Origin of the sequence: Xanthomonas campestris pv. campestris str. ATCC 33913 (assembly GCF_000007145.1) — a bacterium.
Lineage (GTDB): Bacteria > Pseudomonadota > Gammaproteobacteria > Xanthomonadales > Xanthomonadaceae > Xanthomonas > Xanthomonas campestris.
Window position 1 is genome coordinate 4,991,866 of sequence record NC_003902.1, and the last position, 12,277, is coordinate 5,004,142.

The following is a 12,277-nucleotide window of genomic DNA, read 5'->3' on the forward strand; positions in this document are numbered from 1 at the left end:
AATCGTCCGCTCGGTTCGTTGATCGATTGTCGCAGATCAGACTGCTTTGTTCAGACCTTCCCTAAACGCTCGAGGATGCAAGCCATTGGCAACAAACGTGAGCGTGCTCGAGAAGCGCGTTGGGAACACTTCAAAGCCAGCGTACGCGCCAAGGTGGACCATCTGTTCCGGTGATCAAGCGGCAGTTTGGTTACACCAAGGTCCGCTATCGCGGCCTGGCCAAGAACATGGCGCAGGTGTTGACGTTGTTTGCGCTGTCAACCCTGTGTATGGCGCGCCGGCAGTTGCTGCCTGCCAGGGGGGAATACTGCCTGGCGGCAGCCAAAGCCGCCAGAACGTTGCAGCAATCGCATCGTACGCAGCATTTTGCGCGTCAGTGACATGCGTGAAACTGGAATTTGGGAGGTCTGATCTGTTGTTCAGACCTTCCCTAACTCTCAGAAGCGTCAGTCGCTTGTTCCGGGAGGGAGTACGTTGGAATAGGCGGGAGGAAATCGCGGTTTGTTGGATCGTTGTGGACGAGCAGTTCGCGGGTCTTCCACATCTGAGCCGCTTTGTAGAGACTGACTCCGTTGATCGGAGAATGCTCGTTGAAGGTGCCAAGATGCGAATTAACAAATGCTTTATGTTCGGCTGTGTCAAGCCGGTCAGACGCCTTCCAAGGATGCGGGATGCGACGTTGTTGCAGACTATTTGCTAAACCGATGAGCTTGTTCTTAAACACCTCGCGGCTGCTTTCTTTGAGCATTTGTTGGATCCCATCCACTTCGCCAAGGACGATGGGAGTTCCCTCCTCACGCTTTTCTGGAATGAAATACGGAGCGTTCTGGACGAAAGGATTCCTGTCTTCGTCGATCGCTGCGAACAGAGCGTAAACGGTATCTTCGATCTTCTGACGCGCTTGCGTGATTGCCGGATCGTCGTCACTGGGCCTGGCCGCGGAGGACGAGGCGCCGGCAACCTGGGGAGTGGAAGGGCCCGCAACGTCCCAGGGACGGGCAAGCGGGGGCCTGCGCGGTCGGAGCTGGTCAAGTGAAGCTTGCAAATGTGCTGGCGCACGGATCGTGCAATGGTCAGGTAACCCGGAAATACTGGGCGGGAGTGCGCGCAGGTTGTTGCAGCCGCGCAGGTCGAGCTCTTGCAGATTCCGCAGTGCGTCAATATTCGATGGCAGCGTTTGCAGAGAGCTGCAGTCCTGCAGGCTGAGTTTCCTAAGCGACCACTGCTGTCCCGAAATCGAAGGGTAATGGCGTAAACGCGTGCAGCCGCGCAGATCAACCTCTTCCAGCAGGGGGAGGCGATGAATGCTTGTGTTGAGTTCGGTAAGTGGCGAGGAGTTGATTTTTAGGTGGGTCAGATCTTTCAGGTATTCAAGCGATGACGGGAGCGAGCGGATTCCTGTGCGCGACAGTGTCAGCGTCCGCAGCTTGACCAATCCTTCGCGCTGGCCAGCAGTGTTGCGAATTGCAAGATGTTCAGGGAGTTCGGTCAGGTTGGGGCAGCTGAAGATGGTGAGCTCTTGCAATTCCCCCAGCCTGGAAATGGACGCAGGCAACGCGCCGATCGGATTTTGACTCAACGTCAAGGTCCGCAAGTTGGCCAGGTCACTGATGGATTCGGGAAGTTCCAACAAGCCCGCGCCGGCGATGCTCATGTCTTGAAGATGCCCAAAGCGGAAAGTCTGCTCCGGGAATCGTGGCAGTGGAAGGTATGAGAGATCCAACGATGCAACGTTGTGCGACGCTGCACGCGCTAGATGTGCCGCGCTTATTCGCAGTGCGACTTCAAGATTTAACTCCGCGCCGGTCACGCTTTCGTTGGCGGAAATCCAGGCCTCGCGCCATTGGTCGGCGTTTGCCGCGCATTGGTCGCGCCACTCCAAGAGCACACTTTCGTAAGAGCGAAGCTGCGTACTGCGTTGCAGGACCCGGCCGCCCGCTGACACAAGCTGCGCAGACGCTGTCGTATCAATATTGAACCGCCTGCGTTCGCTGGGATCCAGCTGCGGTATTTCGGACGACTCCAACGCTGCACCAAGCTCATCAAATTCAAGCACATCCGCAGCGAGTCGCGGCCTGGATGTCTCGCTTCGTGCCCCCGCGTTAGGCTGGCGTCGAGACAGGCCGCTGAGCGGGCCAGGCGCGCGCTGCGTTTGGTCTGCCGGCGGTGTCCGCTCGTTCCTGACTGCGCCGACAGGCGATTGGGCACGTTGCGGATTGTCCACTGGCGTTTGTCGCGTGAAAAAGCTTGTGATCCGAGGCATGCCAGTCCTGATTAGATGCAGTGATGACACTTACCATTATCGAGCCAGGGCGCATTGCATCACAGGCGTAGCGCGAAGACTTCATCGGTATGGCGAAGTCCCGGCACGCACGACAGGTGTTTAGGAAAGCTCTGAACAACGCACCACAGATACGCGACACTATCACCTCTGTTTGATCCCAGGTTTTGATGGTGCATTATTTTCCCTCGAATGGAAGGAAGCACGATCGGCCAGGTTCTGCATGGAGCGCCACCACGACCGTGTTGTCCGTTGCGGATGAGGCGGCGATTGTCGCTTTCCGCAAGCACACATTGCTGCCGCTGGAAGACTGTCTCTACGCACTGCAGCCGAGCATCCCGCGTGGACCAACGGGCAGGTTGAGCGGATGAATCGGACGATCAAGGAAGCCACTGTCAAAGGCTTCCATTACGACGATCACGCACAACTGCAACAGCATTTGGCCAACTTCATCGACGCCTACAACTACGGTCGCAGGCTCAAAGCATTGAAGGGTCTGACGCCGTACGAATTCATCTGCAAGCAGTGGACATCCGAACCCGATCTGTTCAAGGTGGATCCGATCCATCTAATGCCGGGACTGAACACCTAGGCACGCCCAACCCGACGGTGCACCCATGCGTGCCTGCGCCAGCGTTGCGTGACGACCTGCAACGTGGCCGGTGCACTGCCGGCGCCGCTACCACCCAGGTGGCACCATAGCCAGCCGCGCCGGATGACGAACACGGCGTATGCAGGCGACTCCAGCGCGGCCTACTTCAGGTACACGTAGTGCCCAAACTTGGCCGTGAACGCGGCCAGCGCAAGCCACAACAACGCCCACGCGACTCGGGCAAACGGCCTGCTACCCGCTAGCTCGACACCTTCGCGCATCGGATCGACCCGCATGCCCCGCTCCTTCGGCCAGCCTGCTCTAGCCAGCGGAACGCTAGCATGGACATGCAGCAGGAGCGTGGGCGCGATCATAGGTGCGGCGCGGAGGGAAGACTTACGCCTGGCGCTGCATTGCGTGCGACACCGGGGCAACACCGTCACCGCCCAGCCGCTGCTCGTAAATCTCGTCGACCACACCGCGTACCGCGCGGGCGGCATTGAAGATGCTCTCGCCCAGAACCGACAGACTGGTGGCGTCCAGCGGCTTGCCGCTGCACACCGCCACCATGTCGCTCTGCGCAGTGATCGTGCGCAGCAGCGTATGGAACTGGTCGATCTGCTCGATGGTTACGCCGATGGTGAAGGGCTCTTCGTGCATTTGCAGCTTGGCCGCTGGCGTGGCGCGTCGCCGAGCGGTAGTCGAAAGGGCTTTCGAAGCAGTCATGGCGTGCGTCCTCGACGTAAGCGGACGAGATATCCGCCACCTAAATTTATCCCTTTTTCAGATATTTGAAAAGGGGATATAGCTTTAGTGCGGCCTATCAACGTTGCCGCCATGCCAATCAAGTCAATCCATAAAGATCATTACGACATCTTGCTGCAGCAACTGCGCGAGCTTCGCCTCTCCGCCGGGCTAACGCAGGTGGCCCTGAGCACTGCGCTGGAGCGCCCGCAGTCGTATGTAAGTGACGTTGAGCGCGGCAGTCGCCGGATGGATCTTCTTCAGTTGCGGGACTTCTGCAATGCCTGCGGAACCTCACTGACCAAGTTCGTTACCGAGTTCGAGAAGGAACTAAAGTAATCCGCCATAGCATCGCGTATTGCTTCACTTCTGTCTGTTCGGCCCGACCGTCGCCGTAAAGCGCCTAGGCTCACCCGTGATCGGGTCATCGAACGCCAACATGTGTGCGAACAACTGCAGTGGCCGTTCCGGATCATCGGGCCGCTGATCTTCCAGCTCTGGATAGAAACGGTCATGCAGGATCGGCACGCCCAGGGCGGCCATATGCACGCGCAACTGGTGCTTGCGCCCGGTGACCGGCTCCAGCCGATAGGTCCACATGTCTGCGCCGCGCGCGACCACATCGATCACCGTCTCGCTGTTCGGCTCGCCCACGCCCTCGCGCATGCGGAAGAACGGCTCGCCCGGCTCCAGCCGGCTGCGATGCACGTATGGAAACGTCAGCGCCGGTAGCGGCGGTGCCACCGCCAGATAGTGTTTGTGGATGCGTCGCTCACGAAACAACGCCTGGTAAATCCCGCGTGTTGCCGGATTAGCTGAGAACAGCACCAGCCCGGCGGTATCGCGGTCGATGCGGTGCAGTGGCACCAGCGATGGATTGTCGAAGCGCCGCACCAGCCGGGCCAGCAAGGTCTCGCGTACATACGCACCTGCGGGGACGACCGGCAGGAAGTGCGGCTTGCAGGCAACCACAATCTGCCCGTCGGCATGCACCACCGTCTCTACCGCCGAGATGGTGGGCTCATCCGCCACCTCGCGGAAATAGTAGATCTCCGCGCCCAGCCGATAGGGCGCAGAAACCTCCAGCGCCTGCTGCTGCGCATCCAGCACACGCCCGCGCGCGAAGCGATCAAGCCACGTGGCGCCATCCACGCCCGGAAAGCACGCGCATAGCGCCTCAAACACCGTCTGCCAGGGGCCAGCGGGAAGTTGGAACTGGCTGGCGGGAATGCCATCGCGGATGGGGCGTGGAACGGACATGGCGGCGGCGAAAGCGCACTCAAGCAAGTAGGCGGGAATCGTACCTTGCCGCAACGACGCCATCTGCAACTGTGCCGCGCCTCGCCAACGTCACGCGACGTTCGAGCGCTTTCCATGACACACGCGATTGAACCCACACAGCACTCTGATGCGGCCTGGTTGAGGGCATCGATGCTCATGCGCGTGCGAGTAAGCCGATGCACGCGCAAGCGAGCTCAAGCTGTAGCGCGAAGATCGGGCTCGTGTCGGCTCAAAACCTCGCGCCGATAGCAGATGGGACATTGCGCGCATCAGCACCGATGGTGTGCTGACAAAACCCGCCGCAGCGGCTATGGTCAAAGCTGGAACGGGGGTTCTTGCATGGGACGCAGAAAGAAACAGAGCGGGTTTGAAGCGTTGGCTACGTTGCCGTGGCCGGTGGGCGTTGTTGGGGGAATCGTTGCGTATCTGGGCATGCACTACGGCATTGGCTGGTGGTTTTCTCACCACGGCGGAATGCTGTCGCAGGGCATTGCACAGCAATCAACGGCGATGTTTGGACCACTGGCGTGGATGCTACTCGGCATCTGCTGGCTCGCCGCGCTGTTCTCCTATCTGGGCGCACGCAGTCGGCGACGCTTTCTGGAAACACGCACAAGCCTGGATAGCCTAGCCGCCGGCGGCTGGCGCCAGTTCGAACTATTGGTGGGCGAAGCCTTTCGCCGCCAGGGCTACAGCGTCGAAGAAACCGGCCTGGGCGGCGCAGACGGCGGCATCGACCTGATCCTGCGCAAGGACGGCCGCCGCACGCTAGTGCAATGCAAACAGTGGAAGCGCCAGCAGGTTGGCGTCAGCATCGTGCGAGAAATGTTCGGCTTGCTCGCCCATCACCACGCGCACGCAGTGAAGATCGCCTGCATCGGAACCTACACTAAGGACGCCGAGCGCTTCGCTGAAGGCAAGCCGATTGAATTGATCGGTGGCGAACAGTTGTTGGACATGATCCGAGCAGTGCAACAGCAAGCCACAGCGCAGTCGACGTCGGCACCAGTACGCATCGACCCTGTCTTTGCTTCAACTGAGTCGACTGCCTCCGCAACAATCGCCACACCAAGTTGCCCGCGTTGCGGAAGCAAGCTTGTACAGAGAAGGAACCGGCGCACGCGCGAGAACTTTCTTGGCTGCAGCCAGTTCCCGAAATGCAGAGGAACTGCGTAAGTGAACCTGACCCTGAGGTTTCCCCACATTTCCTCCTGGCAAATCAATCACTTGCGACGTAATTGCCTGGAAGAAAGTGCGCGCATGGCGCAATCTTCAAGGTGACTAAGCCAGAGAAGGTTGACGACCATGCGCGCCAGCGAAGTATTGCAGAAGTGCCTGCCCAACTCACTGTCCGGGATGCATGCGTTGCGCGAACGCGCGTTGCTGCATGCGGTCGAGGCGTTGTTGCACGGACGCAGGCTGACACTGATGGACATCGCACGTTCGTGGCCGAGCGCACTGCGGGTGCGCGCGCCGCTCAAGGCAGTTGATCGCCTGTTGAGTAATCGCAATTTGCAGGTCGAGCGATCAGTGATCGACCACGAGATGGCGCACTGGCTGCTGCGCGGCGCGCAGCCGGTAATCGTCATCGACTGGAGCGATCTGAAGCCAGACAAATCGTGGTGTCTGCTGCGCGCAGCGGTGCCGGTGGGCGGCCGCACGCTTACCTTGCTGGACATGGTAGTGCCAGGAAAGCAGCAGGGATCGCCTGGTGCAGAAAGACGCTTCTTGCAACAACTGAGGGCACTGGTTCCGGACGATGTTCGCCCGATCCTGGTCACTGACGCCGGCTTCCGGACACCGTGGTTCCGCGCTGTATCGGCCATGGGCTGGTGTTGGGTTGGGCGACTGCGCGGGCGCACGCAAGTCAAGCCGCAGGACGTGCGGGATGAAGCAGATCAGTGGATCGACAGCCGGAAACTGCATGTGTTGGCGTCCAATCGTGCATGCGAGTTACCGCCGATGCAGGCCAATCGCAGCGATCCACTCGATTGCAGGTTGGTGATTTACGCCAAGGCACGGCAAGGGCGCAAACAGTGCAATCGCCGCTCACCCGCCAAAGTCTCGCGTGCGTCATCGAGTCTGAAGGCCGCAGCGCGCGAGCGCGAGCCTTGGCTCATCGTTGCATCCCCGCAGCTGCAGGCGCCCAGCGCAAAGCAGTTGGTCAATGTGTACGCACGACGGATGCAGATCGAGCTTGCATTTCGCGATCTGAAATCACATCGCTACGGCCAGGCGCTGGAAGACAGTTTGACCCGACGCGGCGAGCGACTGCAGATCCTGCTGCTGATCAATACGTTGGCTGCATTCGCCAGCTGGTTGGCGGGGCTGGGATGCGAAGCGACCGGTATCGCCCAGTGGCTGTCTCCTCGCAACAGCACACGCAAGCTTTACTCCACGCTACGCATCGGCCGAGAAGCGCTGGTCAGGCAGTGGCCGATGGAACCCGTCTCACGGTGGATAGGGCGCTTGCGCGCACTGCCTGCGGCAGTGCGCGAGCAGATGACGCTTACGGTGTAAAACGTGGGGATACCTTAGAACCTGACCCTGTCTCTAGTCTTTGCCTCAGCTGAGTCCACTGCCTCCGCAACAGTCGCTACCCCAAGCTGCGCATGCTGCCGCAGCGCACTTGTGCAGAGAAGGAACCGACGCACCGGCGAGAACTTCCTAGGTTGCAGCCAGTTCCCGAAGTGCAGAGGAACTGCGTGAGTGAAACTGACCCCGTTTTTAAAAAAATCAGCCGCGTGTCGAGTTGGTCGTGTTACCAGCCTGTTGCTTCCGCCGCGCCATGTCACCGCGCTAAAGTACACCGCCTCCTTCCTTTATCCTTACTGATCCACTATATTTTTTATGCTTCGGGGCATAAAGTCCCCACCTAGGAAAAACAAAGAATGCGAACCATCTGTGTTTTCAACAACAAGGGCGGAGTGGGGAAGACAACGCTTTTGTGTAACCTCGCAGCTTATTTCTCAATCAAGCGAGGCAAAAAAGTTCTAGTTGTTGATGCGGACCCTCAGTGTAATGCGACTGCATACATGATTAAGGAAAAGGTCTTAGACAAGCTTTACGCATCCTCCTCCTCCGATAGCGCGACAATAAATTCGCTTATAGCCAGCCTTAAGAAGTCGAAGGGCTACGGCATACCACCGGTTCTACGAAGCGATGGTTTTAACGTAGACATAGTTCCCGGCGACCCTAAGTTTTCTCTAGCGGAAGATTTTCTAGCAAAGGACTGGCTTGACGCAATTGCTGGAGATGAACGGGGACTTAGAACTACCTTTTTCTTCAGAAACCTTATTTCATGGGCAAGATCAGACGGATACGATTTGGTTTTTTTCGACATGGGTCCTTCGTTGGGAGCGATCAATAGAACGGTTCTTTTATCAAGCGACCACTTCATCCTCCCCATGTCATCTGACATCTTTAGCCTGAGAGGTCTTCAAAATATTGAAGTAGCTCTAAAAAACTGGACCAAGGGGATAGAAAGAGGACTGGTAAGCTTCAAAGAGGATCAGGGGACGTCTTTCAAAGTGGAGTCTGGCGATGCGCTGAGCGAACTTGGAGTAAGCTTTTTAGGCTACGTAACTCAGCAGTACACTGCGAAAACTGTCGATGGAAAGAAACAGCCGGTTTCAGCATATGAAAAAATAATTAAGAAAATAGATCCACTTGTTAGCAAACACCTGATATTACCTCTTAACAAAGGTCAGAAGCTAAATTACAAACTCGGAGAAATTCCTTACTTTCAAAGCCTAGTCCCTATGGCACAAACTGCGACCGTGCCGATATTTGCGCTCAAGAAAGCAGATGGGGTGGTCGGAGCTCATTTCGACAAAGTGAGGCAGTTTGACAGCGTAATATCCGGAATAGTTGACAAAATCGAGGCCAACATGAATTCCAAAGGAAATTGATGTGAAAGTGATAGATTGGCCAAGGGATTTGGTTGAGGAGATATCACTTCGTCGGGTAGTAATTTTTTTTGGATCAGGGGTATCTGCCAATTCCCTTGGAACCGATAATAAAACTCGCCCTCCTACTTGGAAATTTTTCTTAGAAAAAGCAATAAAGAAAATTCCCAAAAGGCTGCAACCTAGCCTAAAGGAGCTTGTTCAACAGAGCAATCTTCTATTAGCTTGCGATGTGATTCGCGAAGAGATGGGAAGGGATAAATTTAAACAGTTGCTACGCGAAAGCTTCCACGACCCAGGGTTTTCTGCGTCAGAAGTACACAAGCACCTTCTTCAGCTAGACGCTAGATTTACAATTACTCCAAATTTTGACGCAATTTATGATACTTATGTAAAAAAAGAAACTGGAAACACTATTCTAGTTAAAGAATATTACGATGACGACGTTGCAGAAGCTTTAAGGTCCAAATATCCTGTGGTTGTAAAGCTACACGGAAGCATAACTACCCCAGATAAGCTTATTTTTACGGCAAGCGATTATGCAAAGGCTCGCTCTCAGTCCAGCGCCGTCTATGATTTAGTTAGAGCGCTCCTTTGTACCCATACATTTCTTTTTTTAGGCTGCGGACTGGACGATCCTGACATTAGGCTAGTCGCCCCTGAAAAACCCCCTTCAAGCACCAAGTGTCATCGGCGACAGCGGCACGGCGCTAAAGGATGGCCATCCCATCGCCCGCATCCAGGCACGCAAAAACGCGATCCAGCGCAGCAGCCAGCGCAGGTTGTAGCCGGCGGCGCAGCCGAGTACGTGCAGCGCATCGCCTTGTGCACCTTTCAGCCTGCAGCGACGCAACCTGCAGTCGTCTTTCAGATGTCCGATCACCGGTTCCACCGCCTGCCGTCGTTTGATCCAGCGCCATTGCCGTCGCGTCAGCGTCTTGGCCTTGCCACGATGGAGCACCTGCACGCCATCGACCTCGCGCCCGCGATAGCCCAGGTCCACGATCGCCACCGTCGGTTCTACGCTCAGATCCTGCAGCAACCCGCGTGTCTGCTCCAGCTGCTCGGCCAAGGTGTCGCCGTCGTACGGGTTGCCCGGGAAGCTACGCGCACCCACGACCAATCCCTTGCAGGCGGTGACCGCAATGCCGACCTTGACGCCGAATTCGTACGCTTGACGCGCCTTGCCCTTACCGATGCATTCCACTTCCGGGGCATGCAATGCGTACAGTTTTTGTTTGTCCTTCGGACGCTGCGTGTACAGCCGTTGCGCACGTTCCAGCCAGACCGCGATGCGCTCGCGCACGCCGGGTTCCACCTGGTCCAGCTTGCGCGCGATATCGCGCAACACCCGCCCCAAGACCGTGCGTTGACGTCGCAGCACGCGCTGCATGCGCTTGAACTGGCGTGCATGCGCATAGCGGCCCGCCTTGCGGCTCAGGGCCGGACCTTGCCGTGCGTAGCTCTGCCGCAACCCGATGCCGTAACGCTTGGCCAGCAGCACCAGTTTCTTGCGTGCCACCTCCAGCAACCGACTATCGGTCGGATAGGCAATCGCCTTTTCCTGCACCGTGGTGTCCACGATCACCCGCGACAACTCGCGTGCGTCCACCGCCTGCATGGCATGTGCAGCGTTGATGGTGTGTGCCAGCAACTCTTCCATCCCCGCTTCGTCAAGCCGCTGACGCCAGCGCGTCAGCGAGCTGGCATCGCACGGCAAGCGCGTCTGGAACACGACCTCGCCAGTGAAAAACTGCCAATACGGATTTTCCAGCCAACGCTCGCACACCGCCTCATCGGACAGGTCGTAGGCGTGTTTGAGGTAGAGCAAACCGGCGATCAGCCGCACCGGCAATGCCGGCCGACCGCCACCAGCCTGGGTGGCCGGCAAGCGCGATGAAAGTGCTTGCTCCAACGCCGTCCACGGCATCCGTTGGCTCAGCTGCGCCAGCGGATGCCGCAGATCGATCTGGTTCTCCAGGCGCGAACGAAACAACTCCTCGGCAGGCATGTGCTCGGCAGCAGGACGGCGTGTATGCATGAGTGGAAATTGCCAGAAACCAGCCTTCAGCGTAGCGAAAACTGGTAGTTCTGGCACGCCACTGCAGACATCAAGGCCTTGCGGGCGTTGGGTGATTGGGGGTTTTTCAGGGGCGACTAGGCTACTTCTCGAAGACTATCGATATAAGCACGCCATTGGTGGGAGTCATTACTTCATGATTAGCAAAGGATCCCTGCACCCTGATGTTTTAAAGGTAGTTGGATCAAGCTTGAATTTAAATTTTATTCAGTACGAGAACAGCGCGGGTGATCATAAAAACTTCGGTGTTGCGTTGAATGATTTGGTCACTAAGGTGAATCTGGCAAGAAATTAAGACGTTGTGGGCTTGGTCAACTTTTTGACTGCGTGAGCGACTCTTGTTATTCGAGTCCGCGTCGCAAAGAAACCTTGACCTCCCAGACATCCCCCACCCGCCATCCTCAGCGCAGCCTCAACTGGAGAACACACGATAATGAAGTAGATGGGCACCGCGCTGGCCGCCGCACTGCTGGTGAGCGATTGCTCCAAGGTGGCGGTCGAGAAGCTCGTCGGCCACTGATTGGAAGCTGCCAAAGAGAATCTTCAGCTGCTCAGACCATTCGATGTTGGGGCGCACTCAGTTGTTGTTGATCCTGCTGCTGGCTTTGCTGCTGGGCCTGTTGCTGCCGCTGCGTTTCGCTCAGCGTCTGCAGCTGCGAAAGAGATTGCTCTACAGGCTGAGCGATAGCATCGCTCGTCTTCATGTGCGCCATCAGATGAGCGGGGTTATCCAATGCGCCCTGGACCACAAACACGTTCTCGCCCTTCCCCACGGCAGCTGTTTGATTGCTCAACACTACATGGTCGATCTGCGTTAGTCCGTTCGCTTTGGCCAAGTGGGCGCTGCTGGCCGCCAGCCGGGCACTATTGTCGTCATAGTCGCGGCCAAGGCTCTGCTCCAGGCGGCGCACGTCCTCTTCGGCCTGACGATGTAGTGGGTCTTGCGAGGGCACGGCGCCCTGGAGATTGCGATAGGTTGGCGTGGCGTTGTGATCTTCCCGATTCAGCTCGGGCGGGAAGGTACGCGGAGCAATCTGCTGCAATGTCGCGGGGTCGATGTCACCTGTTTGAGAGAGGCCGTGCGCCTGCTGGTAGTTGATCACTGCTGCCTGCATCGACAGGCGGTAGACACCATCCTCCTGAAGTGGCTGATTGTCTGCGCCGCGATAGCCTTCCGCATTCAAGGTTTGCTGCACCTTTTGAACCATCTCGGACGATCCACCGATGCGGATTGTTCCGTCATCCACGAACGGCCTGGGTTCAATGCCACGATCGCGCCTTTCTGCATCGATGGACAGGCGACCGCTGACCAGATCGCCTACATAGTTCTCGTAGTGTTGGTAGTAGCGACTGTCCACCTCCATATGCACGTGAATTGCTCCTGTTGCCTG

The 12,277-nt window shown here is 57.4% G+C and carries 9 protein-coding genes and 4 pseudogenes; 8 read left to right on the forward strand and 5 right to left on the reverse strand.

Annotated features, from left to right (window positions below; genetic code table 11):
- Positions 1-69 precede the first annotated feature (69 nt).
- Positions 70-305 (forward strand): annotated as a pseudogene (locus XCC_RS21700) (transposase); the annotation flags it as partial.
- A gap of 125 nt (positions 306-430) precedes the next feature.
- On the opposite strand, the gene xopL reads toward XCC_RS21700, so the two are convergent.
- Positions 431-2,056: a type III secretion system leucine-rich repeat domain-containing effector XopL gene (xopL, locus tag XCC_RS21705; RefSeq protein ID WP_019238141.1), complete on the reverse strand. Its 1,626-nt coding sequence runs from the start codon at positions 2,054-2,056 to the stop codon at positions 431-433.
- A gap of 547 nt (positions 2,057-2,603) precedes the next feature.
- Here xopL and XCC_RS21710 point away from each other — a divergent pair.
- Positions 2,604-2,873: pseudogene (locus XCC_RS21710) on the forward strand (integrase core domain-containing protein); the annotation flags it as partial.
- Positions 2,874-3,269: 396 nt separating this feature from the next.
- Here XCC_RS21710 and XCC_RS21720 read toward each other — a convergent pair.
- Positions 3,270-3,599 carry a hypothetical protein gene (locus tag XCC_RS21720; protein WP_012439699.1) on the reverse strand — a complete coding sequence of 110 codons (330 nt, stop codon included), beginning with the start codon at positions 3,597-3,599 and terminating at the stop codon, positions 3,270-3,272.
- A gap of 111 nt (positions 3,600-3,710) precedes the next feature.
- Between XCC_RS21720 and XCC_RS21725 the strand changes: the two genes are divergently transcribed.
- Positions 3,711-3,956, forward strand: a complete 246-nt coding sequence (locus XCC_RS21725) for a helix-turn-helix domain-containing protein (RefSeq protein ID WP_016945057.1) — start codon at positions 3,711-3,713, stop codon at positions 3,954-3,956.
- Between the two features lie 24 nt (positions 3,957-3,980).
- Here the strand turns inward: XCC_RS21725 and XCC_RS21730 are convergent, their stop codons facing one another.
- Positions 3,981-4,877: an RluA family pseudouridine synthase gene (locus tag XCC_RS21730; protein ID WP_011039253.1), complete on the reverse strand. Its 897-nt coding sequence runs from the start codon at positions 4,875-4,877 to the stop codon at positions 3,981-3,983.
- Positions 4,878-5,237: 360 nt separating this feature from the next.
- Between XCC_RS21730 and XCC_RS21735 the strand changes: the two genes are divergently transcribed.
- The 5 genes and pseudogenes from XCC_RS21735 to XCC_RS22860 form a co-directional block, all read left to right on the forward strand.
- Complete coding sequence (locus XCC_RS21735) at positions 5,238-6,074, forward strand: restriction endonuclease (RefSeq protein WP_019238140.1); 837 nt, start codon at positions 5,238-5,240, stop codon at positions 6,072-6,074.
- A 129-nt stretch (positions 6,075-6,203) separates the two neighbouring features.
- Entirely contained in the window at positions 6,204-7,418 is a 1,215-nt protein-coding gene (locus XCC_RS21740) for an IS4-like element IS1481A family transposase (RefSeq protein ID WP_011035386.1), read from the forward strand.
- Positions 7,419-7,454: 36 nt separating this feature from the next.
- Positions 7,455-7,607 (forward strand): annotated as a pseudogene (locus XCC_RS21745) (topoisomerase DNA-binding C4 zinc finger domain-containing protein); the annotation flags it as partial.
- A gap of 182 nt (positions 7,608-7,789) precedes the next feature.
- Positions 7,790-8,809 carry a ParA family protein gene (locus XCC_RS21750; RefSeq protein WP_011039254.1) on the forward strand — a complete coding sequence of 340 codons (1,020 nt, stop codon included), beginning with the start codon at positions 7,790-7,792 and terminating at the stop codon, positions 8,807-8,809.
- Positions 8,810-9,053: 244 nt separating this feature from the next.
- Positions 9,054-9,404: pseudogene (locus tag XCC_RS22860) on the forward strand (SIR2 family protein); the annotation flags it as partial.
- Between the two features lie 75 nt (positions 9,405-9,479).
- On the opposite strand, the gene XCC_RS21760 reads toward XCC_RS22860, so the two are convergent.
- Entirely contained in the window at positions 9,480-10,847 is a 1,368-nt protein-coding gene (locus XCC_RS21760; protein ID WP_011035783.1) for an IS5-like element IS1478 family transposase, read from the reverse strand.
- 590 nt (positions 10,848-11,437) lie between these two features.
- Positions 11,438-12,250 (reverse strand): peptidoglycan-binding domain-containing protein, encoded by an 813-nt coding sequence (locus tag XCC_RS22705; protein WP_172973914.1) that lies wholly within the window; start codon positions 12,248-12,250, stop codon positions 11,438-11,440.
- Positions 12,251-12,277: the final 27 nt, after the last annotated feature.